The organism is Nonomuraea sp. NPDC049504 (assembly GCF_040676845.1).
Lineage (GTDB): Bacteria > Actinomycetota > Actinomycetes > Streptosporangiales > Streptosporangiaceae > Nonomuraea > Nonomuraea salmonea.
In genome coordinates this window covers 91,912-116,236 of the sequence record NZ_JBFAPT010000021.1, presented here as the reverse complement: position 1 = coordinate 116,236, position 24,325 = coordinate 91,912, and the positions used below count along the sequence as shown (strand labels likewise).

Genomic DNA, 24,325 nt, shown 5'->3' with positions numbered 1-24,325 from the left:
GGATCAGGCTAGTGCGGATCAGGACACATATGCCTCGATCGCCCGCACTTGCTCGGCGAGCCAATCCCAATCGTGGAGTGGCCAGCATGGTTGCCCACGCCACCAGGTACCCGCACATCCCAACGGCGGCTCGCAGCCGGCGTTCTCGCATGTAATGACGATCTGCTGTTCGCACTCCGTGCAGAAGCGCCGGTAGGGCTGGCCATGCCCGCACGACCGCCCACCGAAGAGGTCCCGTACCTGCCACGTCCTTGCGCCGCCTCCCGGTGTCTCGGGCGTGATGCCTCGACACCAGGGGCATTCGACGTCCAGGACCTGGCCGTCGTAGACCAGCCCCAACGCCCTGGCGGCGGTGGCCACCATGACACGGCTCCGCTCGTACGCCCACGCGCCCAAGTCGGCATCGTCGACCTCGGCCAGGCGCCGCGCGGCGAACTCCAAGTACGGCCGCGGGTCGGCCAGGCCCGTGCTGGGCGGTTCCATGCTCGGACACGTCAGGGCTGCGGCCAGCTCGTCGGCGAGGTCGACGGCATCGGTAAGCAGGTCGGTCAGTACGTCGAGCACCGGCACCCGCAGCGGGGCCCGGCTCGCGCCCAAGGCATCTCCAGTTCGCTCCAGCCGCTCCAGCCACGCGGCATGGTCTCGCTCGACGAGCTGCTCGGGGGTGAGCTGCGGCCGTCGCCACGGCGTGGGCGTGCCGTGCAAGCGGGAGTCGTGCAGGTCGGGCCAGTAGGCGATCACCCAGCGCAGGTCCGCGATGGCGCGGTTTCTGTCCATCAAGCCCTTCCTGAGTCGTGCATGGCGTAGGGGTGACAAAACCCAGAATCAGGCTTCTGAGCTGCGGTGATGCCGTCACCAGCCGTGGTGACACTCCGAGGACGAAATGAACGGAACACGTTTTGACCTGCATGGATATTTGTCACCTGGCGCGATGACATCGCCGGAGAGGTTCTGTCACCAGCGGACCGTTTTGTCACCGGTTTGTCACCGCCCTAGATGACACCTGTTCCTGCTGGTCAGCACGCATGCAACGAGGTTTTGTCACCCTGTCACCGCCAGTCGAGGGTGAACCGCGTACGTGGTCGACGGACGGCCGACGGAGGTCTCGGAGGGGATCATCCGGATGTAGCCGTACTCTTCGAGGACGCTCAGCACCTTGGCCGTCTCCGCCACGTCCTTGACGTGCTTCTGGATGTGCCGATGGGCGTCCCGCTTCTTGAACTCCTTCTGCCCCTCCATCCACTTGAGGATCTTGCGCGCCTTGACGAGGAGCGGGGGCTCCCCCATGGCCCCGAACGCCGCCTTGGCGTGCGCCACGTAGTACCTGGCGAGCACGATCGCCCGCCCCATGGTCATCTCCTGGATGGCGGATCTGTGGCCGTGCTTGGGGTTCTCCGCCAGGTGCAGGAGCCCGGCGACGCGGGCCGTGTGCCCGGCCAGCTTGGATGCCCACTCCCGCAGCGAACCGAGATCGCCACTTTCCAGAAGCCGGGGCTCAAGCTCGGCCCGCCACTCCGTGAACAGCTTCAGCGCGGCCGGGGACATGGACAGCAGAGCAGGGTCAAGCCACTCCGACAGGTCCAGGGCGAGCTGCTTGATGGTCTCGTTGTAGGCCCGCATCACCTCTTCGGGCGCGAGGTCCGGCGTGATCTTCCGCTTCCCCACCAAGTCGGGCGGCAGGCTGAACAGGAACCGAGCCAGCACACCCCGGCCGGCCATCTGTGGCTTGGCCGCGATGTCACGCAACATCTGGGGCTGAATGCACAGACCGATGGTGAGGCTGGGGCGCTCGACGAACTCACCACGGCCTCGCCGGTCGACCTGGATCCGGTCGCCCGCGTGGCCCTTGAGCACCAACTCGACATTCGGACGGCCATCCTTCGAGTACCGGCCCATCATCACCTCGAAGAACGCTCCCTCGGCCGCGAGGATCGCCAGCCGCCCGTGCTGCTCGGCCAGGATCGTCGTGGCCTGCTCGGGCGAGGTGTCGTCAGCCGTGAGGCGCGGCATAACGGGAACCTCGATCTCATCAGCCCTCTGCCTTGACGCGAGGGCGACCTTGCGGGCTTTGATGTCCTTGGCCTTCTTCATCTCCTCCTCCGCGTCCGCCAGGGCGGTCTGGCGTTCGGCCTCGCGCTCCGCGATCTTGTCGCGGACAGCCTCCTGGAGGGCCTTCTCCGCTTGGAAGATCGGCCGCATCATGGCGTTGAAGACGGGCGACTTACCCGAGCCGGGCGGCATGGCGACCGCCAGCATCAGGTTCAGCGGCTCTCGCCACGTTCCCTTGATCGCCGCTTCGGCTCGCCCACCGGCCGCCGTCGCCAGCGCCGCCAGCGCCAGCGCACCCGGCAGATCCTCCGGGACCTGGATCTCCTCCGCGATGGCCTTGACCATGGCGGCGATGTACCCGGGGAACACCTCCGTGGGGAACGGTGGCAGCGCGGCCCCGGCCTGGAGCGGGATTGGCTCCTCCCAACCGTCGTTCGGGTCGGGAGGCTCCTCGGCGGTCGGCGGGGTCTCCTTCCCCGTCTTGTCGATGTCGGGAGCCCAGTTGGGTTCGTTGTGCTGGGTCGTCACCCGTAGTACTCCTCGTTCAGGTAGGGCTTGGGCTCCCAGACGGTGGTGAAGTCGCCGGTCGTCCCGCCTGCGGCGAGGTGGTCGGCGGCGTCCTTTCCGTGAGTGGCCTGGATGACGTAGATGGAGCGGGCCACCGGCATGAGCTGGCTCACGACCTCGGTGGCGTGCCTGCGGCCGGGCTCGTCGCGGTCGGCGACGATGGAGACGTCGGCTCCATGGAAGTACTCGGCGAACTCCGGGCGCCACTTGCCCGCGCCCATGGGGTTGCAGGTGGCGGTGATGTACGGGCGGGCGAGGAGGGCTTCGACGTCCTTCTCGCCCTCGCAGATCATGACGACCCGCTCCTCGCGGACGGCCGCCAGTACCTCGGGGAGCCGGTAGGGCACCAGCTTGACGGCGAGTCGGCCGTCGTCACCGTAGAGACTCCACCGGCGACCGGCGTGCTTGGACGGGTCAGGCCGCCACTGCCGGAACCCCTGGCAGCCGTTGCCCTTGAGGCGGCACCGGGCGACGCCGTACAGGACGGTGCCGTCGTGGTCCCGGTAGAGGTATTCGGCGGCCTTGTCGTGCTTGCACGGCATCCACAAGTCGCTGGTGCTGCGCGGCCCCGCCTGGTTCTTGAGGTCAGCGGGCCAGAGCGCGGACATGGGCAGGTCGAGGGCGGACATCACGTCCTCGGTCGAGCACTTCGGCCCGCCGTGGCACTTGAGCTTGACCACGTTGTCGCCGCCCATGCCCACCGAGAGGGAAGGGTGGCGGTCGTCGTGGGCAGGGCAGATGGTGTTCTTCTGGGTGGCCGAACCACGCGGCGCGTGGCCGGTGACCTCGTAGAGGCGTTGGAGAACCCGCGCGAAGGGCGTGCTCATGCTGTCTCCTCTTTGAGCAGCGTTAAGCAGCGGGGCGAACCCCGCTGAGAGGTGTGAAGTCGCGTTAGGGACGCGATACAGGGAGGGCCCGGCAACCGAAGTGGTTACCGGGCTTCAGTGACGGGCCTAGAGAGGCTTGAGCAGTGCCGCTCACACCCCGCTGAAGCGGGCGTGGATCACGTGCTCTTGCCCTGCTGACGCAGGCGGGCGATGTACTCCAAGACGGCCTCGCGGGGGACGCGCCGGCCGCGCTCGCCGATCAGGACCGACTCGATCTCCCCGGACTTCACCATGGCGAAAGCCTTGGTGCGCCCGATGTGGAGCTGCTCGGCGGCCTCCTCGACGGTGAGGAGGAGCGGCAGAGTTGTGGCTCCAGCAAGATCCAAAGTCGTGACCTCCGACTTACCGGTCCGGGGTACGGACAGGTCAGCCACATGACTAGACTTCACACGTCCTCCGATTTTCACTGCATACGTGAAACCCCGCGTGAGCGGGGTCGGTTGGGGACGTCGGCCTGGCAGACCCGAGAAGGTGAGAGCTCTCGGGCGTATCTCTGTCGGGCCGTCCCCGTTTCTGGAGTTAAGCGGTCTTCGGTGAATCGTAGAGACGTCGGATAGACCCCTCAGATTCAAGACGACCTTACCAGCTCTTGACCTTCCTACAACGCGCCACGCCTGCGCGCGCGCAAGGCACGCCCTCTGATCAACTTCCCCTGAGGCGTGTACACGCTCTGGCACTGGTCGACACCTGCTCCCACCTGGCGAAATCCCTTCAAGCGAACCCTGCGCCATGTCGTATTTGTCGTTTTGTCGTATGCTGTCGTACTCGGTGTCCCGCCCTCACCCCACCCATGCACTACTCTTTGTGGCATGGCGCATACGCTCAGGAGCGGGCTCCGATAGGGTCGCCAGGGCTGCCCTGGCGACCTAAGCAGATCCAGCGAGAACTCCAACGAACCTCAGTGAACGATGGAACTCTTGCGTGTGCGCAAGACCGAAGCTAGTGTCGGCTTGCGAATAATCAGAACTTACGGAGCGTAACGGTGTCCGGCGACAACCCCGCAGACCGAGGCAACTTCTCCGATTGGCTCACCGCCATGGCGAAGGCGATGGGATACGGCACTGACGCCGCCCTATCTGATGCACTCGGGATCAGCCAATCCACCATTTTGCGCTGGAGGCAAGGAAGCAAGCCATCCATTCGACATCTCGCAAGCCTAAGCCGAGTACTCGGCACTCGCCTTGAGCCACTTCTTGTTCTTACCAACCATGTTTCGGCTGATGCATTTGGCATGAACATAGATACGCCCGAGCCTCCTTCAGCAATCACCGAGACTGTACGCAAGATTAAGGATTCAACTCTGGGCGAACCATTAAAGGAACGCCTGATGGAGTATTGGGAGCTACGCCTCAACGAAGAACGCGGGCGCCTCTATGCACTCATAAAGGCGCTAGAGGAAGAAGAAAGAACAGGAACGGATAACCCCCTTGACCCAGTCGAGGCGTATCGACTCATGAAAACAGATATGCCAAAACATTTCGCCGATACTGTAATGTTCGCGCGCAGTTATTTTGACAAAACTGCCCCTCGCCGTGGAACGCGACGGCGTGCCAGAAAGCCAGACGCAATCGAGATCGACCCCATCAGCGTGCAACATCACCTGATCGGCGGCATCGAGGCGTCGACGTTGCACCAGGACTCGGATGGTCGGTGGTTCTGGGTCAGACCTGAAGGTGAGCCAACATTCCAAGTTACCTACGCGTCAGAAGAGGAGGCCATAAAGGGGCATCAAACGGCACTCAGCGCTATTCGCAACATACTAGAGGAGGCGATGAACAAACGTGATAGACAGGAACCGCCGCAAGACCCGAGCAAGGGCTAACGGGGAGGGGAGTTTCTACCAACGGGCGGACGGGATTTGGATTGGTACCGTCACTCTCCCCGACGGGTCACGTCCAACGGTCTCTGCAAGGTCGAAGACCAAGGCGCAGGAGAAATGGCGCAAGCTTCTACGCGACGTGGAGGACGGCAAGCCGATCACTACGGGCAAAGGCGTGACTCTCGCAGCATACTTGGACCAGTGGATCAACAAGACGCTGAAGCAGCGCGTAGCCGCAGGAAAGATCCGGGAGTCGACTCGCCTTTCCTATGCCGACAATATTCGCCTGCACATCGTGCCGCACATCGGTGACGAACCGTTGACGAAGCTCACCCCGGCAAAGCTCCGCGACTGGATCAGCGAGTTGCAGCAGAAGCCATCCAGCAGGCAGAAGAGGACGGTCGACGGCACGGATGCCCCGCTCGAACTCCTGTCTGACCGAACCGTGAACTACTGCCACGCCATCCTGAAAACGGCGTTAAACGCTGCCCGCAAGGAGGAACTCGTCAGCCGTAACGTCGCCGAACTGGTCGAGCCGCCCTCCGGCAAGAGCAAGCGGGGCACGTTCCTCACCCAGGACGAGGCCCACCGCCTCTTCACGGCCGCCATGAGCGACACCTGGCGGGTCCTGTGGCTCACCATCCTCGGCCTCGGCCTGCGCCGTGGTGAGGCTCTCTCGCTCCGCTGGGAAGACGTCGACCTTGAGAACGGTGTCGTCAACGTCGGCCCCTCGCTCCAGCGCCTGCGCGGCGAGGTCGACGAGTCCACAGGTCGTCGCCGGGGCCGCCTGGCAGTCGTGGACGGCAAGACGGAGGGCTCCACGACCATGGTGGCAATCCCTAAGACCCTCCTGGCCGAGCTGCGCGATTACCGCAAGACCCAGGAGACCCAGCGGAAGAAGGCCAAGGTCTGGGCCGACGCCGGTTGGGTGTTCACCACGAGGTATGGCACGCCGATCGAGCCCCGCAACGCCAACCGGGCTTGGGCCGCGCTATGTGACCGCGTCGGCATCGAGCGGCGCAACGGCTTGCGCGTGCGCATCCACGACCTCCGCCACACGGCGGCCACGTGGCTGCACGGCCAGGGCGTGGATATGAAGGCCATCCAGGGCACGCTCAGGCACACCCAGCTCTCGACCACCTCAGAGGTCTATACACACCTCACGGTCGAGGTCCAGACGAAGGCGGCCGAGTCCATGGACGGCGCGCTCGCCCTCCTGAGCAAGCCCCGACCCGAGCAGCGGCCGGTCAGCAAGCGCCGGTACCAGTGGCCGGCGAAGGCGGCGAGCACCCGGCAGGACCAACCCGCATAATGTCCCCAGAGCAGCGATCCAACGAGGCGGGAGGTGGCCGCATGTACGCGCTGAACTGCGGCGAACCCCGCCGTACGGGTCCCGGCTGCTACAGCCGTTGCTACAGTCGGCCCCTGGAGACGACTCAGGGAGCCCCTTGCGATCAAGGAACTCCCTGGTCAGTGGACAGAGCCGACGAGGGGAATCGAACCCCTGACCTTCTGTTTACAAGACAGATGCTCTGCCGATTGAGCTACGTCGGCACGGCCTACCAGTGTAGACGCTAGGGACGCCTGTGACGAGCGACTTCGTACAGCGCCACCCCCGCCGCCACCCCCGCGTTCAGCGACTCGGCGGCGGCGCGCATCGGGATGCGGGTGAGGACGTCGCACTGCTCCCTGACCAGCCGGGACAGCCCCTTGCCCTCCGAGCCGACGACGATGACCAGGGGCTCGCCGAGCAGGTCGACGTCGGCGAGTTCGGTCGAGCCCGTGCCGTCGAGGCCGACGACGAAGAGGCCGGCGTCGCGGTATTCGCGTAGCGCGGCGGTCAGGTTGGCGGCGCGGGCGACGCGCAGGGTGGCCAGGGTGCCCGCGGACGTCTTCCAGGCGCCGCCCGTGACGCCGGCCGAGCGGCGGGACGGCACGAGCAGGCCGTGGGCGCCGAAGGCGGTGGCGGAGCGGGCGATGGCGCCGAGGTTGCGCGGGTCGGTGACGGAGTCGAGGGCGACGATCAGCGGCGCCTCGCCGGCCTCGTGGGCGATCTCGATCAGCTCGGACGGGTGCGCGTAGTCGTAGGCCGGGATCTGCAGCGCGATGCCCTGGTGCACGCCGCCCTCGGTGAGGCGGTCGAGCTTGTCGCGGGTGGCCTCGAGCAGGGCGATGCCGCGCTCGGCCGCGATCTTGATGGAGTCGCGTACGCGGTCGTCGTTGTCGATGCGCTGCGCCACGTAGAGCGCGTTGCACGGCACCCCGGCCTGCAGCGCCTCCAGGACCGGGTTGCGCCCGCCGATGTATTCGGGCGCGTCTTCTGAGCGCCGCTGCGGGCGAGCCGCGCCGGGACGGCGACCGCTCCCGCGCTCCTCCCGCGCGATGCGCTCGGCGCGCGCCTTCTCCTTGTACCAGTGCCGCATCTCGGCAGGCGGCGTCGCGCCCTTGCCTTCGAGCGAACGGCGGCGCTGCCCACCGGTGCCCTTGGCCGGGCCCTTCTTCTTCGCGGGCCTGCCTGATGCCCTACCGCCTGCTGCCATGCGTTCAAGGGTACTCGGGCCGCCGCCCTTCTCAGGACGTAGCCAAAAAGGGCGGGAAAGGGCTTGAATCTCGATCCGCTTGAGACTCCATAGTGGCGGACATGGACGACAACGACCTCTACCCCATCGGGGACGTCGCGCGCCGCACCGGCCTGAGCGTCAGCGCCATCCGGTACTACTCCGACGCCGGCATCGTCGCCCCCACCCGGCTGACCGAGGCGGGCTACCGCCTGTACGACGTCCGCGCCATCGCCCGCCTGGAGCTGATCCGCACGCTCAGGGAGCTCGACGCGGGCCTGCTCGACATCCGCCAGTTGCTCGCGGGCGAGACGTCGCTGCACGATCTCCTCGCCGCCCACCTGGAGCTGGTGGAGCGGCAGGAGCGCGACCTGCGGGCCAGGCGGGCGGTGCTGCGTACGCTCGTCAGGCAGCGCGGCACGGCCGCCCAGGCGGCCCTGATGCACCGCCTCGTCTCGATGCGGGACGACGAACGCGAGCGCCTCATCGACGACTTCTGGTCCGGGGTGGGCGGGTCGCTCGACCTGCCGTCCGGCATCGTGGACCGGCTGCGCGAGCTGCGCCCGTGCCTGCCCGACGACCCGTCCGCCGAGCAGCTCGAAGCCTGGATCGAGCTGGCCGACCTGCTGCAGGACGAGGAGTTCAGGGCCGCGGTCCGCGCCCATCTCCAGGACGTCTACGGTACGTTCCCCGGCAGCGAACTGGCCGCCCCGGCGACGTGGGACTTCATCCATGAGGAGGGGGCGAAGATCGGCGATGACCTGGTGACGGCGTACCACCAGGGCCTGCCGCCGCACGATCCGCGCGTCGAAGAGCTGGTGGTACGCCTCGCGGAGCTCGCCGGCAGCGGCTCCAGGCAGCGTCTGGCGGCGACCTTCCTCATGGTGCAGGACTTGCCGGAGGACCCGGAGTACGACGCCACCTATGGCAGGTATGTCGCGCTGGTGGGCCGGATCAACGGGACCCCGCTCCCCACGTACGAGCAGGATCCCGCGCTGTTCACGTGGATCGCGACAGCCTTGGACGAGACCGCGGCCTGATCAGCGGCTCAGCTCCCACCGGGGCCCGTGCGGGGTGTCCTCGACGGTGATGCCGGCCGCCGCGAGCTGGTCCCTGATCGCGTCGGCGGCCGCGTAGTCCTTACGCTCGCGCGCCGCCTTGCGCTGCTCGAGCGCCACCGCGACGAGCGCGTCGACGACGGGCGACAGATCGGAGCCCGTGCCGCGCCACTGCGGCGAGCGCGGGTCGAGGCCGAGCACGTCGAGCATGTTCTGGGTCTCGGCGAGCAGCCGCGCCACGGCCTCCTTGTCGCCGCGGGCCAGCGCCACGTTGCCCTCGCGCACCACCTCGTGCACGACGGCGAGCGCCTGCGGCGTGCCGAGGTCGTCGTCGAGCGCGTCGGCGAACGCCTGCGGCAGCGGCGCGTGGGCGTCGACGTCGTGGATCACCTCGGCGGCCCGCGTCACGAACCCCTCGATCCGCTGGTACGCCGCCGCCGCCTCGAGCAGCGCCTCCTCGGAGTAGTCGATCGAGGAGCGGTAGTGGGGCGCCGCGAGGTAGTAGCGCAGCTCGACGGGACGCACCTTCTGCACCATGTCGGGGATCAGCAGCGAGTTGCCGAGCGACTTGCTCATCTTCTCGGCGCCGATCTTCAGCATGCCGTTGTGCATCCAGTAGTGGGCGAACCCGTCGCCGGCGGCCTGGGACTGGGCGATCTCGTTCTCGTGGTGCGGGAAGATCAGGTCGATGCCGCCGCCGTGGATGTCGAACGTCGGGCCGAGGTATTTCGTCGCCATCGCGGAGCACTCGAGGTGCCAGCCGGGCCGGCCGGGGCCCCACGGGGTGGGCCAGGTGGGCTCGCCGGGCTTGGCGCCCTTCCACAGCGCGAAGTCGCGCGGGTCGCGCTTGCACGACTCGTCGTCGGTGTCGGCCGCGGGCCGCATGTTGTCGAGCTTCTGGTTGGACAGCGAGCCGTAGCGCTCCTCGTAGGAGCGTACGTCGAAGTAGACGTCGCCGCCGGAGGCGTAGGCGTGGCCGCGCTCGATGAGCCGCTCCATCAGCGTGATCATCTCCGGCACGTGGCCGGTGGCGCGCGGCTCGACGGTCGGCGGCAGGCATCCGAGCGTGTCGTAGGCCCAGGCGAAGGCCCGCTGGTTGCGCTCGGCCACGACGAACCAGGGCACGCTCTCCTCGGCGGACACCCTGATGATCTTGTCGTCGATGTCGGTGACGTTGCGGCAGAACGTCACCTCGTAGCCGGAACGCGCCATCCAGCGCCTGAGCACGTCGAAATTGACGCCCGAGCGGATGTGCCCGATATGCGGAGGAGCCTGCACGGTGGCCCCACACAGGTAAATCGACGCCCGGCCGGCTTCGACCGGAACGAATTCACGGATGGCGCGCGTGCTGGTGTCGTAGATGTGCAGGCTCACGAAAGAAAGGCTAACGCCTCGGCGGCGTCGTCAGGCCGATAAATCAGCCCCGCAGGTGCACCCTGTCGGGCGAGATGCGGACGATGAGCCGTTCGGTGCCCGGCTTGTCCTCCCATGGGCGTCCTTGGTACTTCTGCGACAGCTCCTGGATCAGCGCGCCCTCCGGGTCGGGCGTCATCGTGACCCGGCCGCGCACCTCGACGTACCTGTAGGGGTTGTCGGGATCGATGACCAGCAGGCTCGCGCGCGGATCGCGCTCGAAGTTGCGCGGCTTGACGCGGCCTTTCACGGTGGAGAAGAGCACGTCGTCGCCGTCCGTACGCACCCACACCACGGACGACTGCGGCCCGCCGTCGGCGTTGAGACTGGTCACCGTCGCATAATTCGGCGCGTCCAAAAGTTTGCGGACATCTTCCGACAACTTGGTCATGCGGCCTCCCTTGATCGGTCGTGATCCCCATTCTTCTGTAGTCTCGAAGACGCCATGGACGTGACTCCCCCCTCTTTGCTCCGCCGCCTGGGCCTCGCCCTGGCCGGGCTCGCCGTCGCCGCCCTGACCGGGGCCGCGTGCGCGCTCTCCTTCGACGACCTGCGCGCGCTGGCCGTCACCGGCGAGGCCAGGCAGGACCTCGCCTTCCTCTACCCGGCGGCGTTCGACGCGCTGCTGGTGGTCGCGCTGGTCGGCGTCCTGCTGCTGCGCTCGGCCAAGATGCTCGTACGCGTGCAGGCGGCGTTCGTGCTGGTCCTGCTGATCGCGGCGGCCGCTGCGGCGAACGTGGCCACGGCGGTGCGCGTCACCTTCGACGTCAGGCAGACGGCCATCGGCGTGGCGCTCGCGCCCTGGGTGATGCTGGCCCTGGCGCTGTGGCTGTGGTTACTCCTGATCAAGCACGTGCAGGCGCATCGCGCGCCGGCGTACCGGGAGGCCGAGGAGCAGGACCTGGTGCCGTTCCAGGGGTCGCGGGCCGATGAGCCGCCCCCGCTCGCGGCGGAGACGCCCGCGCCCCTGCCTGAGCCCCTGTCCGAGCCCACGCCGGTCGTGGGCCCCACCGCCGCCCCCGAGACGCCTCCAGTGTCGGGCCGCGTGACCGAGTGGCCGGTCCAGAACGAGGAAGAGCCGGAGCCCCAGCCGGCCGACAAGCCCCTGAGCCGCCCCGCACCCGAGCCCGAGCCCGTGACCCGCCCCCTACGGACCCGGCCAGAGCCCGAGGCCACAGCTCAGGAAAAGACCGAAGAAAAGGCCCAGGAAGAGCCGCGCGAAGAGCCGCGGGAAGAGCCGCGGAACGACGTACAGGAAGACGTGCGGGAAGAGGCGGCGAGCGAGCCCGATGAGGAACCGCTGACCCGCCCCGTCCGCTGGGGCGACCGGGTCAAGCCGGCCGACGTGCTCGTCCACCCGCGTCCCTCGCCCGAGTCCACCGACAAGGACGCCGACACCCAGCCCCACCCCGTCTTCGACGACGACGCCCCCGACCCGCGCCACGGCCCCGAGCTGGCCGACGAGCAGGAGCGGCGCGGCAAGGAGACGCGTGAGGAGCTGCGTGAGGAGACGCGTGAGGGGATGGAGGACACCGCCCCGCACCGGGTGATCGTCGACGACTCCCCGGCCCCGGCCGAACGCCTCCGCAGCACCCCCCGCCCGCCCGAGGACTGACGAAGAAGCACGAAAGAGGGCCCGTCCGGGAACACGTTCCCGGACGGGCCCTTCTATCCCGCCAGTTGCGTACGGCGTGGATCAGACGCTTCTGCCGCTACCGCGGCGTAGTCCAGCCACCAGGCCCACACCGACGACCGCGAGCACCACCTGCATCACCAGCTCGATCCAGTCGATGCCCGGCGTGGTCTCCACGCCGAGCACCTGCGCGAGCAGCGTGCCCAGGAGGGCGGCGACGATGCCGACGACGATGGTGAGGATCCACCCGATGGCCTGCCTGCCGGGAAGCAGCAGACGACCGATTGCGCCGATCACGGCGCCGATCACGATGGCGCCAAGGATGGATTCGATGGTCATGACATGAAACCTCCCCGTGAGGCTGAGCGGTTCACCCTCACGGGATGGTCGCTACCCGATCTACGGCAATTATGCGCCCGCTTTGCAAAAGTGCAGGTCAGGTAGTTGTTCGGCCGCCTCGGCCGCGGCGTCCCATGCCCATCCGGGTCACGAGGAGCACACCGGCCACGGCCAGGACGAGTTGCAGGATGTGTTCGATCCAGTCGATGCCTCTGGTGTCGGCCCAGCCGAACGCCTGGGCGATCAGGGTGCCGATCAGGGCGGCCACGATGCCGACGATGAGGGTCAGGCCGATGGACATGTTCTGCCTGCCCGGCACCAGGAGTCTGGCCAGCGCACCGACGATGGCGCCGATGACTACTGCGCTAACGATCGCGCCGATCATGTGGAGCTCCCCCCGAAGACGTTCACATGTCTTGGCGGGACACATACCCCCTGAACTGGCGAATTACCCATGAGGGAAGACGGCGGTCCGTACCGCGCCAGTGACGAACCGCCGCCTCCGCATTTTCGGCGGGCTGGCGACGACCCGCCGGGACACCCTCACGTATCCCACAAAGAGGACGCGCCGGACACGGGATCGGTTCACGCGAACGGCCTCACGGCCGCAAATGAGCCACGCGGCCACGGAAGAGCCACGCGACCGCGAAAGATCGTCACGACCGCGAAAGACCGTCACGACCGTGAAAAGAGCCTCACGACCGCGAAAAACCCTCACGGCTGTGAAAGGGCCTGACGGCCGCGACAAGAGCGTCGCGACCGCGGGAACCGACGATCGCGAAGCCCGATCAGAGCGCGATCACCAGAGCGGTCGCCACGGCCGCCACACCCTCGCCACGCCCCGTCAGCCCCAGGCCGTCGGTCGTGGTGGCGGAGACGCTCACAGGCGCCCCCAGAGCGGCGCTGAGCGCCTTCTCGGCCTCCAGCCGCCGGGGCGCGAGCTTCGGCCGGTTACCGATCACCTGGACGGCCACGTTGCCGATCTCGAAGCCGGCCGCCCGCACCTGGCGAGCGGTCTCTTCGAGGAGCACCGTGCCAGAGGCGCCCGCCCACCGCGGGTCGGCGGTGCCGAACAGTTTGCCGAGGTCGCCGAGACCGGCCGCGGACAGCAGCGCGTCGCAGGCCGCGTGGGCGGCGACGTCGCCGTCGGAGTGGCCCTCGACGCCGAGCTCACCCGGCCAGTGCAGACCGGCGAGGTTGAGCTCGCGTCCTGAGCCCGGTGATGCGAACGGGTGGACGTCGACACCGACGCCCACCCGTGGAAGATTCGTGTTCAGGAGTTGAGAACCTCGTCGAGAAGGGCCTCTGCCTTGTCCTCATTGGTCTTCTCGGCCAGGGCAAGCTCACTGACCAGGATCTGGCGCGCCTTGGCGAGCATGCGCTTCTCGCCGGCGGACAGGCCACGCTCGCGGTCTCTCCGCCACAGGTCCCGAACCACCTCGGCAACCTTGTTCACATCGCCGGACGCGAGCTTCTCGAGGTTGGCCTTGTAGCGACGAGACCAGTTGGTCGGCTCTTCCGTGTGCGGCATGCGAAGGACGTCGAAAACCCGCTCAAGGCCTTCCTGACCGACAACGTCGCGCACACCGACGAGTTCTGCGTTTTCAGCTGGCACCTGGACGGTAAGGTCGCCCTTGTCGACCTTGAGCACCAGGTAGGTCTTTTCCTCACCCTTGATGGATCGCGTCGTGATTGCTTCGATCCGAGCAGCCCCATGGTGGGGGTAGACGACAGTGTCGCCGACCTGGAAAGTCATGTGACAAGTACCCCTTCCGCTGTACTCCAGGGTACCACGCATCCACAGCCTCCCGGAACAGTGAAATCCTCATAACTGCAGGTCAAAGCCGCATATTGGGGGTTGACAACCGCTCAACTCTATGAATCGCATTTCTGGACATAGCGAATGACCTGCGGGGGTGCGGATATGACCTTGCATTGGGGTGGATATGGTGGGCGCTGCACATCACGCACGCGCGACACCTGCGCAGAACCAAGGAGAACCCGCCCGTGACCAGCCGTCGCTGGATTGTCGTAGCCGCCGCGTTCTTGGCAGCCCCCGTGCTCGCGGGCTGCGGGGCAGGATTCGACGCCACCACCAACATGCCGTACGCGCCGAACGAGGCCCAGGTGTTGATCGAGAACGGTCAGTACGGCGCTAAGAGCGGCATTCACATCCCTCAGGCGTTCATCCTCGGCCCCGACTCGGGAGCCCAGCTCGCCTGGCGCGGCTCCGCCCCGATCTACCTGAACATCCTCAACACCTCGGGCACCCCCGACACCCTCCAGGCCGTCAACGCCGGCGAGATGGGCACGGTCAAGATCACCGCCCCCATTCAGCTTCCGAGCAACCAGCTCGTCAACACCGGCAAGCCGGCCCCTCAGCTGATCCTCGAGGCGATCCCCAAGAGCCTCAGGGGCGGCGAGAGCATCAAGCTGGACCTCCAGTTCGCCAACGCCGGCGTCGTGTCCATGAACGTCCCTGTGGTCACGCGCAGCCGCGAATACGCGTCGTACCCCCCGGCTCCGGGCGCGACCCCCGCGGCCACCCCGACGCCCACGCCGTCGCCGACGGGAGAGGCTGAGGAGGAGGCGCACTAGAGCCTCCGGAGGGCATGAGAAGACCCCGGTACCCGCACGATCGGTACCGGGGTCTGTCATTCCTCCACGGCGTCGAACTTGTAGCCGAGCCCGCGCACGGTGAGGATGCAGCGCGGGTTGGACGGGTCGGACTCGATCTTCGCCCGCAGCCGCTTGACGTGCACGTCGAGCGTCTTGGTGTCGCCCACGTAGTCGGCGCCCCATACGCGGTCGATGAGCTGGCCCCTGGTGAGCACCCGGCCGGCGTTGCGCAGCAGCACCTCCAGCAGCTCGAACTCCTTCAGCGGCAGCTGCACGGGCTCGCCGCGGACGGCGACGATGTGGCGGTCGACGTCCATGCGCACGGGCCCGACGGCCAGCACGGCGCTCTCCAGCTCCTCGGTGAGGTCGCCCTGGCGGCGCAGCACGGCGCGGATGCGGGCGACCAGCTCGCGCGAGGAGAACGGCTTGGTGACGTAGTCGTCGGCGCCCAGCTCAAGGCCGACGACCTTGTCGATCTCGCTGTCCTTGGCGGTCAGCATGATGACCGGGACCTTCGAGCGCTGCCGCAGTGAACGGCAGACCTCGGTGCCGGGCAGGCCGGGCAGCATCAGGTCGAGCAGCACCAGGTCGGCGCCGTTGCGGTCGAAGGTGTCGAGCGCCTCGGGGCCGGTCGCCGCGACCGACACCTCGAAGCCCTCCTTGCGCAGCATGTAGGACAGGGCGTCGGAGAACGACTCCTCGTCCTCCACGACGAGGACGCGGGTCATGCGCGTGCTCCTGCGGGCCTCATGACGCGGCCGGCGCGTCCGACGGTGGTTTCGCTTCGTGCGGTCACGAGGCTGCCTCCATGGGGATCGAGGGTGGTACTGCCAGCGCCGTGCCGCCGAAGGCGGGCAGGCGCAGGGTGAAGGTGGAGCCGGACCCTTCCTTGCTCCAGACGGACACCTCGCCGGCGTGGGCCGCGGCGACGTGTTTGACGATGGCCAGGCCGAGCCCGGTGCCGCCGGTGACGCGGGAGCGGGCGGCGTCGACGCGGAAGAACCGCTCGAAGATGCGCTCCAGCGCCTCCTCGGGGATGCCGATGCCCTGGTCGCTGACGCTGATCTCGACGGAGTCGCCGGCCGGGCGCACGCTGACCACGACCCGGGTGTGCTCGGGGCTGTAGACGATGGCGTTGTCGATGAGGTTGCGCAGGGCGGTGGCGAGCAGCTCGGCGTCGCCCCAGATGCGCAGGCCCTCGGTGCCGCCGGAGACCAGCGTGATGTCCTTGGCGACGGCTCTGGTGTTGCAGTGGTCGATGGCGTCGTTGACGGCCTCGTCGATGGAGACCTGGCCCGGCGTGGGGATGGGCTCGGCGCCCTGGATCCGGCTGAGCGTGATCAGGTCCTGGATGAGGTAGTTGAGCCGGGCGGCCTCGTGCTGCATGCGCCCGGCGAAGCGGCTGACCGCCTCGGGGTCGTCGGCGGCGTCCTGGATGGTCTCGGCCAGCAGGCTGAGCGCGCCGACCGGGGTCTTCAGCTCGTGGCTGACGTTGGCGACGAAGTCGCGGCGCACGGCCTCGACCCTGCGCCGCTCGGTCTGGTCCTCGGCGAGCACGAGCACCTGGCCGTAGGAGCCGAGCGGCGCCACGCGTACGGCGAAGTTGGTGGTCTCCTGGCCGAACTTGTGTCCCGCCACGTCGATCTCGCTCTCGCGGATCTCGCCGTCGCGGCGCACTTGGCGGGCCAGGGCGAGCAGCTCGGCGGCCATCAGCCGGTCGCCCTTGACCAGCCCGAACGCGCGTGCGGCCGAGCTGGCCCGCAGCACCCGGTCGTGCGCGTCGAGGACGACGGCGGACGAGGGCAGCACGGCCAGCACGGACGCGACGCCCTGGGGCAGCGCCGCGCCGGTCTCGACGCCGTCGGTGGTGGTGCGGCTGGGGGCCTCGATCTGGTTGCGGTAGAAGAGGACCGCCAGCGCGCCCACCACGAACCCGGCCAGGGCCGCGAAGCTCATGGCCATCTCACTCATGCCTCCGATGGTAGGTGGCGTTTCCGCAGGGACAGACCCCCTCATCAGGGGATGAACGCCTCTTTCCCGGAAAGTTCATCTGGCGGTCGGAGTTCGTTCATCGGCCCCGCCGTACGGTGACGGCATGCGCGACGCGTACCACGAAGAACTCGATTCGCTGACCGACAAGCTGGTGGAGATGACCCGGCTGACCAGGTCGGCCATCTCCCGTGCCACCACGGCCCTCCTTGACGCCGACCTGCAGCTCGCCGAGAGCGTGATCTCCCGCGACCAGGAGGTGAACGCCACCTTCGCGGACCTCGAGGCGTCGATCTTCGAGCTGATGGCCAGGCAGCAGCCGGTCGCGGTGGACCTTCGCATGGTCATCACGGCGCTGCGCATGGGCACCGACCTCGAACGCATGGGCGACCTCGCCGTCCACGTGGCCAAGGTGGCGCGGCTGCGGCACCCCGACTCGGCCATTCCGCCGGGGCTGCGCCCGACATTTCTGGAAATGGGGCAGATCGCCGAGAACCTCGTCACGAAGGCCGGCAGCTGCGTGGCGTCGCGCGACGTGGACTCGGCCCTGGAGCTCGAGCAGGACGACGACGCGATGGACCGGCTGCACCGCCGCCTGTTCTCGAAGATCCTGGCCAAGGACTGGGCGCACGGGGTGGAGCCGGCGATCGACATCACGCTGGTGGGGCGCTATTACGAGCGGTACGCCGACCACGCGGTGCGGGTGGCGCAGGCCGTCGTCTACCTGGTCACCGGGTCGCGGACCGGCTGACGCGTACGACGGAAAAAAAGGGGGGTGCTCTCGCACCCCCTGATGTCAGCGGCCCTGGTTGGCGACGGCCTCGATGGCGGCCTTCGCGGCGTCGGGGTCGAGGTAGCGGCCGCCGCGCACGGTCGGGCGGTAGTCGGCGTCGAGCTCGTAGAGCAGCGGGATGCCGGTCGGGATGTTGAGCCCGGCGATATCGTCGTCGCCGATGCCGTCGAGGTGCTTGACCAGCGCGCGCAGCGAGTTGCCGTGGGCGGCGACCAGCACCGTGCGGCCGGCCGCGAGGTCGGGGACGATCTCGTCGTACCAGTAGGGCAGCATGCGGCCCACGACGTCCTTCAGGCACTCCGTGCGGGGCATGAGCTCCGGCGGCAGCAGGGCGTAGCGGGGGTCGCCGGCCTGGGAGTATTCGTCGTCGTCCGCGATGGGGGGCGGGGGCACGTCGTAGGAGCGGCGCCACAGCATGAACTGCTCGTCGCCGAACTCCTCGCGGGTCTGGGCCTTGTTCTTGCCCTGGAGGGCGCCGTAGTGGCGCTCGTTGAGCCGCCAGCTGCGCTTGACCGGCAGCCAGAGCAGGTCGGCCTCCGCCAGCGCGAGCTGGGCCGTCTGGATGGCCCTGGTCAGAAGGCTGGTGTGGACGACGTCCGGGCGCAGCCCGGCCTCCTGGAGTAGCTTGCCGCCGCGGCGGGCCTCGTCCTCGCCCTTGGCGGACAGGCTGACGTCCACCCAGCCGGTGAACAGGCCCTTCGCGTTCCAGTCACTCTCGCCATGCCTAAGCAGCACCAAAGTCGCCATGCGGCAATCCTATGGTTCTACCGGTCGGGGTCGGCGAAGCGGGCGAACGCCTGGAGGTTGGCCAGGGACTCGCCGCGCTTGGCCCGCCACTCCCACTCGCGCCTGATCGAGGAGGCGAAGCCGAGCTCGAGTGCCCGGTCGAACCAGTCGTCCGAGTACGTCAGCACGCACCCGAGCAGCCGGTCCACCTCGTCCTCGGTGACGGCGGCCAGCGGGACCCTGCCGACGAGGTAGACGTCGCCGACGGGGTCGAGGGAGAAGTGCACGCCGTACATGGAGCCGTTCTTGCCGAGCAGCCAGCGGTAGAACTCGGCGTGGTTCTCGTCGGGCTGCCGGCAGAAGAACGCCTCGACGTGCAGCACCCGCTCGCCGACGATGAGCCAGGTCATGGTGGCGAGCTTGTGCTGGCCGGGGAGCCTGGCCAGGAAGGCTCCTGGGCGGGGCTCGTCGTAGGTGACGTCCGCGGCTTTGAGTGCTGCTTCGACGACTTCGCGCATGCCCTTCACCTTATGAGGCGGCAGAACAAAGTACGGTCAGTTCCCCGGCAGCGCGACCGGCACCTGGTGCAGATGGGCGATGGCGCCGGCGTAGACCTCCATGAGGCGGGCGGCGGTGGCCTGCCAGCCGAAGGCGGCGGCGTGCTCGCGCGCGCCGGCCGACAGCCGCTCGCGCCTGCGCGGCGCGGACAGCAGGCGGCGCAGCGCGATGGCCCAGTCGGCGGGGTCGTGGCCGTCCACGAGCAGGCCGGAGACGCCGTCGCGGACGGCCGTGCGCAGCCCGCCGACGGCCGCGGCGGCCACCGGGGTGCCGCACGCCTGCGACTCAAGGGCGACCAGGCCGAACGACTCGCTGTACGACGGCACGACGGTGACCGTGGCGGCCCGGTACCAGTCGGCCAGCTCCTCCTGGGGCGCCGGCGGCACGAGCCGGACGACGTCGGCGATGCCCAGCTCGGTGGCGAGTTCGGTGAGGAACGAGGGCCTGGCCAGGCCGTTGCCCGACGGGCCGCCGACGCAGGCGATCACCAGGCGCTCGCGCAGTGCGGGCTCGTCGATGAGCATCCTGGAGGCGGCGCGCAGCAGCACGTCGGGGGCCTTGAGTGGCTGGATGCGGCCGACGAACAGCAGCACGTGGGCGTCCTGCGGCAGGCCGAGCCGGTGCCTGGCGACGCCCTGGGAGGCGGGGGTGAAGACGTTGAGGTTGACGCCGGGGTTCACGACGGCGACGCGGGCGGGGTCGGCGCCGTACAGGTCGATCAGCTCGCCTGCCTCGTCGGCGGTGTTGGCGACCAGGCGGTCGGCGACGTCCACGACCTGCTGCTCGCCGATCACGCGGGCGGCGGGCTCCGGCTTGTCGCCGCGGGCGAGCAGGAGGTTCTTGACCTTGGCCATGGTGTGCATGGTGTGGACGAGCGGGACGCCCCAGCGTTCCTTGGCCAGCCAGCCGACCTGGCCGGACAGCCAGTAGTGGGAGTGGATGACGTCGTAGCGGCCCGGGTCGTACATGGCCTCGGTGCGCAGCACCTCGGACAGGAAGGCGCAGAGCTGGCCGGGCAGCTCTGCGCGGTCCATCTCCTCGTACGGGCCGGCCGTGAGGTGCCTGACGAGGACGCCGGGAGCGAGTTCCGCCACGGGCGGCAGGTCGCGGGCGGTGGCGCGGGTGAAGATCTCCACCTCCACCCCGAGCCGGGCCAGTCGCTTGGCGCATTCGACGATGTACACGTTCATGCCACCGGCGTCGCCCGTGCCGGGCTGGTCCAGCGGCGACGTGTGCATGCTGATGGTCGCGACCCGGTTGACCCGTCGTCGCCTCACTCGACACCACCTCCAGACCGAGTACAACTGTCCCAACATTTCTGACATTCCCGACAACTGGTCATTTGTGGGGGTACAAAGTCGTCCCCAGGGCTCCTGGCAGGATGGGGACCATGCGGAAAACGGCTGTGGTGACGGGTGCGAGCAGCGGGATCGGCGAGGCGACCGCGCGGCGGCTCGCCGCCGAAGGTTATGACGTGGTGGCGGGCGCGCGACGCCGCCACCGGCTGGACAAGCTGGCCGCCGAGGTGCCCTCCATCAGGCCGGTGACGCTCGATGTGACCTCACAGGACTCTGTTGACGCGCTGGTGGCCGGCCTGGAGCGGTGCGACGTGCTGGTCAACAACGCGGGCGGCGCGCACGGCATGGAGCCGGTGGCCGAGGGCCGGGTGGACGACTGGCAGCGCATGTACGACGTGAACGTGCTCGGCTCCCTTCGCATGTCCCAGGCGCTGATCCCCAAACTCGTCGCGTCGGGCGACGGCGTGCTGGTCATGCTCACCTCGACGGCGGGACACGTCGCGTACGAGGGCGGCGGCGGCTATGTCGCGGCCAAGCACGCCCAGCGCTCGATGGCCGAGACCCTGCGCCTGGAGCTGGTCGGGCAGCCGGTGCGGATCGTCGAGATCGCGCCCGGCATGGTCAAGACCGAGGGCTTCGCGGTCACCAGGTTCAGGGGCGACGAGTCGGCCGCGGCCCGCGTCTACCAGGGTGTGCCCGGCCCGCTGACCTCCGACGACGTCGCCGACGCCATCGCCTGGTGCGTCACCCGCCCGGCCCACGTCAACATCGACCGCCTGGTCATCAGGCCGCGCGCCCAGGCGGCGCAGCACAAGGTGCACCGCGTCGGTGGCTAAACCGGTCGGGACCATCACCAGGGGCACGACGGGCCACAACCGGCTGCGGCGCGGCGACCGCTGGATCGCCGCCGTGCACGGCCGGCTGCTGCGCGCCGCCGAGCGGCCCCTGGTGGTGGATCTCGGCTACGGCGCCTCGCACGCCACGACGCTTGAGCTGTTCACCCGGTTGCGCAAGGTCGCGCCGGGGGTCGAGGTGGTGGGGCTGGAGATCGATCCCGCGCGGGTGGCGCTGGCCAGGCCGTACGAGCGGGAGGGGCTGAGCTTCCGGCTGGGCGGCTTCGAGCTGCCGGTGCCGCGCCCGCCGGCCCTCGTCCGCGCCTTCAACGTGCTGCGCCAGTACGGCGAGGACGAGGCGTGGCACTACTGGGAGGTGCTGCGGGCGGGCCTCGCGCCCGGCGGCGTGCTGGTGGAGGGCACCTCGTCGGAGAACGGGCGGCGGGCGGTCTGGGTGGGGCTGTCGGCCGAGGGGCCGGAGACCATCACCTTCTCCGCCCGGTTCGACGCCTTCGAGCGGCCGTCCGACCTCGCCGACCGGCTGCCCAAGACGCTCATCCACCGGAACGTGCCGGGTGAGCGGATCCACGCCTTTCTGAGCGACTTCGACCGGGCATGGGCGGTCAGCGCGCCCTACGGCGCGCACGGGCGGCGGCAGCGGTGGCTGGCGGCCATCGGGGAGCTGTCGCGCACCTGGCCCGTGCCGGCGCACCCGCCGCTCGGGAGCGTCGCCCGGTGGCGGCTCGGCGAGCTGACGCTGCCGTGGTCGGCGGTCGATCCCCGCTAGAGCGCTCGAAAGCGGTCGATCCACGCTCATAGGAACCGCAACCCACGCTCATGGGCCATGCGAGCATCGGTCGGTTCGCGGGCGAGCGCCGACGGGCTCAAGCTGGACGCCACCTGTCTGGCGGGGGCAGAATGCTCGGGCTTCAGCCCGGGGAGCGAGTCAATCCTTCGAGTCGCGCAACACGCACTCGTGGGCGGTCGCGCCCCCGTGGGCGCCCTAGAGCAGGGTCTCGAAGGCCGCGTACGCGACCGCGTCGAACAGCACGAACCGCACCTCGCGCACCGACGTCCGGGCCCCGCGCACGGCGTCGAGCGCGATGCGGGCGGCGTCGTCGACCGGCCAGCCGTAGATGCCGGTCGAGATCGCGGGGAAGGCCACCGTGGCGGCGCCAAGCTCGTCGGCCACCCGCAGCGACTCGACGTGGCAGGAGGCGAGCAGCTCGGAGCGGTCGTCGGAGCGTGAGTGGACGGGCCCGACGGTGTGGATGACCCAGCGCGCGGGCAGCCGCCCGGCCGTGGTCGCCACGGCCATGCCGGTCGGCAGGCCCTTGCCGTAGTGGCCGGCCCTGAGCTTCCTGCACTCCTGGAGGATCTCGGGGCCGCCATGCCGGTGGATGGCGCCGTCCACGCCGCCGCCGCCCATGAGGGAGGAGTTGGCGGCGTTGACGATCGCGTCGACCCGCTGCTCGGTGATGTCGCCTTGGACGAGCGTCACTTCCATGGCGCCCAGCCTGCCAGGTCAGGCGCGGGCGACGAGCACGTCGACGTCGAGGGGCAGCCCGCGTACGTCCTCCAGCGTGAACCCGGCGCCGGCCAGCAGCCGCTCGTACTCGAGGTAGGTGCGCTCACGGCCCGCGCCGTTGTTGACCAGCATGTGCACGTCCCACGCGATGGCGAGCGCGCCCGGCGCGTCGTGCGGCCGCTCGGGGACGAGCCGCTCCAGGACGAGCAGCCGCCCGCCCGCGGGCATCGCGGCCCGGCAGTTGGCCAGCAGCCGCGCGCAGGGCTCGTCGTCCCAGTCGTGCAGGATCCGCGAGAGCAGGTAGACGTCGCCGCCGGACGGCACCTGCTCGAAGAAGTCGCCGGCCGCGAAGTCGCACCGATCGGCCAGGCCCGCCTCGGTGAGCGCCGCGCGGCCCCGCTCGACGGCTCCTGGGCCGTCGAACAGCGTGCCGCGCACCTCCTCGGCCTGCGCCAGCACGACCGCGAGCAGCGCGCCGCGCCCGCCGCCGACGTCGACGACGTGGCGGTGCCGGGTGAAGTCGTAGACCTTCGGAAGCTGGGTGAAGAACGACGACCCGCAGGCCATGGCCCGGTCGAAGCCGGCGCCCATCTCCGGGTGCTCGGCGGTGTAGTCGAAGAACGGCTTGCCGTAGACGTGCTCGAAGCCCTGCCTGCCGGTCCTGACCGCGTACGGCAGCGCGCCCCACGAGGCGTAGAACGGGCCCGCGTAGAACAGGGCGAGGTCGGCCAGCGAGTCGGGGTGGCGGCTGGACAGCAGCGCGCCGGTGGGCGTGAGCGCGTACGCGCCGCCCGTGCCCTGCTCGACCAGGTCGTGGCTCTCCAGCAGGCGCAGCAGCCGGAACAGCGCGCCCGCGTGCACGCCGCACGCGCGGGCCAGCTCGCCGCAGGTCAGCGGGCGCTCGTCGAGCCGGTCGGCGAGCCCCAGCTCGGCCATGGCGGCCACCGCCTGGGTGAGCCAGGCGCCGGTCAGCTTCGACAGCACCTCGCGGTGCGCGCCGTCGTCAGCCATCGGCCACGAGCGCGGGCGTGCGGTCGAGGTGGGAGCGCAGGACGTGGGGATAGTGGCCGGCGCAGGCCAGCTCGACGCGCCGGGGCCAGGCGACCGGCCGGCCGAAGTACAGCACCGTGCGGCCTCCCCTGCTCTCGTCCTCGTACGGGTTGAACCCGCCGCCGTCGGGGGCGAACCCGAGCACCGAGGTGAGCAGCCTGCCGAGGCCGCGCACCACGATCTCGTCGGGCCTGATGACTTCGAGCGCGAGGTGCGTCTCCTCGTTGCGCTCGCGCTCGCGGACCGCGACCCGCCCGATGCCGGGGCCGTGCTCGGGCACGAACACCTCCAGGGCGGGGCCGCCGGTGGCGCGCACGGCGTAGGCGATGAGGACGGGCAGGTCGAGGTCGTAGCGCTCGGCCAGCCGCCCGCGCACGACCGTGCTGGGGCAGGTGCGCAGGATCTCGAAGCCACGCATCCGCAGGGAGGCGCGCAGGTCGTCGAGCCCGCTGGGGAACATGAGGATGGCGGCGTGGTCGATCCGGCAGTGCCGCTGGAGGGCGGCCTGGACGGAGGCGGTGACGCCCGGCTCGCGGGCGAAGACCGCCCACGTCTCCAGCCGCCGGATCAGCTGGTCGAGCCGCCGCTCGTCTTCCAGATCCACGCTC

The 24,325-nt window shown here is 69.1% G+C and carries 27 protein-coding genes and 1 tRNA gene; 8 read left to right on the top strand and 20 right to left on the bottom strand.

Annotation, left to right across the window (positions count from 1 at the left end):
- Positions 1-18: 18 nt before the first annotated feature.
- From AB0K28_RS34185 to AB0K28_RS34170, 4 genes are all read right to left on the bottom strand, one after another.
- Complete coding sequence (locus AB0K28_RS34185; protein ID WP_364378047.1) at positions 19-777, bottom strand: hypothetical protein; 759 nt, start codon at positions 775-777, stop codon at positions 19-21.
- A 264-nt stretch (positions 778-1,041) separates the two neighbouring features.
- On the bottom strand, positions 1,042-2,577 hold the full coding sequence (locus AB0K28_RS34180) for a YfjI family protein (protein ID WP_364378045.1): 1,536 nt from the start codon (positions 2,575-2,577) through the stop codon (positions 1,042-1,044).
- Positions 2,574-3,443 carry a hypothetical protein gene (locus tag AB0K28_RS34175; RefSeq protein ID WP_364378043.1) on the bottom strand — a complete coding sequence of 290 codons (870 nt, stop codon included), beginning with the start codon at positions 3,441-3,443 and terminating at the stop codon, positions 2,574-2,576. The genes AB0K28_RS34180 and AB0K28_RS34175 overlap by 4 nt, the downstream gene beginning before the upstream one ends.
- A gap of 176 nt (positions 3,444-3,619) precedes the next feature.
- Entirely contained in the window at positions 3,620-3,829 is a 210-nt protein-coding gene (locus AB0K28_RS34170; RefSeq protein ID WP_364378041.1) for a helix-turn-helix domain-containing protein, read from the bottom strand.
- A 656-nt stretch (positions 3,830-4,485) separates the two neighbouring features.
- Between AB0K28_RS34170 and AB0K28_RS34165 the strand changes: the two genes are divergently transcribed.
- Both AB0K28_RS34165 and AB0K28_RS34160 read left to right on the top strand, forming a co-directional pair.
- Positions 4,486-5,325: a helix-turn-helix transcriptional regulator gene (locus tag AB0K28_RS34165; RefSeq protein WP_364378039.1), complete on the top strand. Its 840-nt coding sequence runs from the start codon at positions 4,486-4,488 to the stop codon at positions 5,323-5,325.
- Between the two features lie 136 nt (positions 5,326-5,461).
- Positions 5,462-6,634, top strand: a complete 1,173-nt coding sequence (locus tag AB0K28_RS34160; RefSeq protein WP_364378037.1) for a site-specific integrase — start codon at positions 5,462-5,464, stop codon at positions 6,632-6,634.
- Positions 6,635-6,803: 169 nt separating this feature from the next.
- Here AB0K28_RS34160 and AB0K28_RS34155 read toward each other — a convergent pair.
- Positions 6,804-6,876 (bottom strand) — tRNA-Thr (locus AB0K28_RS34155).
- A gap of 20 nt (positions 6,877-6,896) precedes the next feature.
- The gene (rlmB, locus tag AB0K28_RS34150) at positions 6,897-7,862 is read right to left on the bottom strand and encodes a 23S rRNA (guanosine(2251)-2'-O)-methyltransferase RlmB (protein WP_345395355.1); all 966 of its coding nucleotides are present in this window, start codon (positions 7,860-7,862) and stop codon (positions 6,897-6,899) included.
- 101 nt (positions 7,863-7,963) lie between these two features.
- On the opposite strand from rlmB, the gene AB0K28_RS34145 reads away from it, so the two are divergent.
- The gene (locus AB0K28_RS34145) at positions 7,964-8,920 is read left to right on the top strand and encodes a MerR family transcriptional regulator (RefSeq protein ID WP_364378035.1); all 957 of its coding nucleotides are present in this window, start codon (positions 7,964-7,966) and stop codon (positions 8,918-8,920) included.
- Here AB0K28_RS34145 and cysS read toward each other — a convergent pair whose 3' ends face one another.
- Both cysS and AB0K28_RS34135 read right to left on the bottom strand, forming a co-directional pair.
- Positions 8,921-10,312: a cysteine--tRNA ligase gene (gene cysS, locus AB0K28_RS34140; protein ID WP_345395349.1), complete on the bottom strand. Its 1,392-nt coding sequence runs from the start codon at positions 10,310-10,312 to the stop codon at positions 8,921-8,923.
- A gap of 43 nt (positions 10,313-10,355) precedes the next feature.
- Positions 10,356-10,742, bottom strand: coding sequence for a PPOX class F420-dependent oxidoreductase (locus AB0K28_RS34135; protein ID WP_345395346.1), 387 nt, complete (start codon positions 10,740-10,742; stop codon positions 10,356-10,358).
- A 54-nt stretch (positions 10,743-10,796) separates the two neighbouring features.
- Between AB0K28_RS34135 and AB0K28_RS34130 the strand changes: the two genes are divergently transcribed.
- Complete coding sequence (locus AB0K28_RS34130; protein WP_364378033.1) at positions 10,797-11,966, top strand: DUF2637 domain-containing protein; 1,170 nt, start codon at positions 10,797-10,799, stop codon at positions 11,964-11,966.
- An 81-nt stretch (positions 11,967-12,047) separates the two neighbouring features.
- Here AB0K28_RS34130 and AB0K28_RS34125 read toward each other — a convergent pair whose 3' ends face one another.
- The 4 genes from AB0K28_RS34125 to AB0K28_RS34110 all read right to left on the bottom strand — a co-directional run bounded on the left by AB0K28_RS34125 (position 12,048) and on the right by AB0K28_RS34110 (position 14,079).
- Entirely contained in the window at positions 12,048-12,323 is a 276-nt protein-coding gene (locus AB0K28_RS34125) for a GlsB/YeaQ/YmgE family stress response membrane protein (protein WP_345395337.1), read from the bottom strand.
- Between the two features lie 97 nt (positions 12,324-12,420).
- Entirely contained in the window at positions 12,421-12,708 is a 288-nt protein-coding gene (locus tag AB0K28_RS34120; protein ID WP_364378030.1) for a GlsB/YeaQ/YmgE family stress response membrane protein, read from the bottom strand.
- A 403-nt stretch (positions 12,709-13,111) separates the two neighbouring features.
- On the bottom strand, positions 13,112-13,579 hold the full coding sequence (gene ispF, locus AB0K28_RS34115) for a 2-C-methyl-D-erythritol 2,4-cyclodiphosphate synthase (protein ID WP_345395331.1): 468 nt from the start codon (positions 13,577-13,579) through the stop codon (positions 13,112-13,114).
- A gap of 17 nt (positions 13,580-13,596) precedes the next feature.
- Entirely contained in the window at positions 13,597-14,079 is a 483-nt protein-coding gene (locus tag AB0K28_RS34110; RefSeq protein WP_020544658.1) for a CarD family transcriptional regulator, read from the bottom strand.
- A gap of 251 nt (positions 14,080-14,330) precedes the next feature.
- On the opposite strand from AB0K28_RS34110, the gene AB0K28_RS34105 reads away from it, so the two are divergent.
- Positions 14,331-14,921 (top strand): copper chaperone PCu(A)C, encoded by a 591-nt coding sequence (locus tag AB0K28_RS34105; RefSeq protein ID WP_364378028.1) that lies wholly within the window; start codon positions 14,331-14,333, stop codon positions 14,919-14,921.
- Positions 14,922-14,977: 56 nt separating this feature from the next.
- Here the strand turns inward: AB0K28_RS34105 and AB0K28_RS34100 are convergent, their stop codons facing one another.
- Both AB0K28_RS34100 and AB0K28_RS34095 read right to left on the bottom strand, forming a co-directional pair.
- Positions 14,978-15,670, bottom strand: a complete 693-nt coding sequence (locus AB0K28_RS34100) for a response regulator transcription factor (protein ID WP_345395328.1) — start codon at positions 15,668-15,670, stop codon at positions 14,978-14,980.
- Positions 15,671-15,734: 64 nt separating this feature from the next.
- Positions 15,735-16,904: an ATP-binding protein gene (locus AB0K28_RS34095; protein WP_364378251.1), complete on the bottom strand. Its 1,170-nt coding sequence runs from the start codon at positions 16,902-16,904 to the stop codon at positions 15,735-15,737.
- Between the two features lie 133 nt (positions 16,905-17,037).
- Here AB0K28_RS34095 and phoU point away from each other — a divergent pair, with 133 nt between their 5' ends.
- Complete coding sequence (phoU, locus tag AB0K28_RS34090) at positions 17,038-17,682, top strand: phosphate signaling complex protein PhoU (RefSeq protein ID WP_345395325.1); 645 nt, start codon at positions 17,038-17,040, stop codon at positions 17,680-17,682.
- A gap of 45 nt (positions 17,683-17,727) precedes the next feature.
- Here the strand turns inward: phoU and AB0K28_RS34085 are convergent, their stop codons facing one another.
- Genes AB0K28_RS34085 through mshA form a run of 3 tightly spaced genes read right to left on the bottom strand, consistent with a single transcriptional unit; the run spans position 17,728 to position 20,285 of the window.
- Complete coding sequence (locus AB0K28_RS34085; protein WP_364378025.1) at positions 17,728-18,471, bottom strand: phosphoglyceromutase; 744 nt, start codon at positions 18,469-18,471, stop codon at positions 17,728-17,730.
- 17 nt (positions 18,472-18,488) lie between these two features.
- Entirely contained in the window at positions 18,489-18,968 is a 480-nt protein-coding gene (locus AB0K28_RS34080; protein WP_364378023.1) for a YbjN domain-containing protein, read from the bottom strand.
- Between the two features lie 36 nt (positions 18,969-19,004).
- On the bottom strand, positions 19,005-20,285 hold the full coding sequence (gene mshA, locus AB0K28_RS34075) for a D-inositol-3-phosphate glycosyltransferase (protein ID WP_364378021.1): 1,281 nt from the start codon (positions 20,283-20,285) through the stop codon (positions 19,005-19,007).
- 113 nt (positions 20,286-20,398) lie between these two features.
- Here mshA and AB0K28_RS34070 point away from each other — a divergent pair, with 113 nt between their 5' ends.
- Positions 20,399-21,142 carry an SDR family NAD(P)-dependent oxidoreductase gene (locus tag AB0K28_RS34070; protein WP_364378019.1) on the top strand — a complete coding sequence of 248 codons (744 nt, stop codon included), beginning with the start codon at positions 20,399-20,401 and terminating at the stop codon, positions 21,140-21,142.
- Entirely contained in the window at positions 21,135-21,926 is a 792-nt protein-coding gene (locus AB0K28_RS34065; RefSeq protein WP_345395316.1) for a class I SAM-dependent methyltransferase, read from the top strand. The genes AB0K28_RS34070 and AB0K28_RS34065 overlap by 8 nt, the downstream gene beginning before the upstream one ends.
- A 216-nt stretch (positions 21,927-22,142) precedes the next feature.
- Here the strand turns inward: AB0K28_RS34065 and AB0K28_RS34060 are convergent, their stop codons facing one another.
- From AB0K28_RS34060 to AB0K28_RS34050, 3 genes are read right to left on the bottom strand one after another with little or no spacing between them, the layout of a single operon-like run.
- Positions 22,143-22,646, bottom strand: coding sequence for an O-acetyl-ADP-ribose deacetylase (locus AB0K28_RS34060; RefSeq protein WP_345395313.1), 504 nt, complete (start codon positions 22,644-22,646; stop codon positions 22,143-22,145).
- A gap of 18 nt (positions 22,647-22,664) precedes the next feature.
- A complete protein-coding gene (locus tag AB0K28_RS34055) occupies positions 22,665-23,678 on the bottom strand; it encodes a methyltransferase (protein WP_345395310.1) in 1,014 nt (337 codons plus the stop codon).
- Positions 23,671-24,321: a hypothetical protein gene (locus tag AB0K28_RS34050; protein WP_364378016.1), complete on the bottom strand. Its 651-nt coding sequence runs from the start codon at positions 24,319-24,321 to the stop codon at positions 23,671-23,673. The genes AB0K28_RS34055 and AB0K28_RS34050 overlap by 8 nt, the downstream gene beginning before the upstream one ends.
- Between the last annotated feature and the right edge of the window lie 4 nt (positions 24,322-24,325).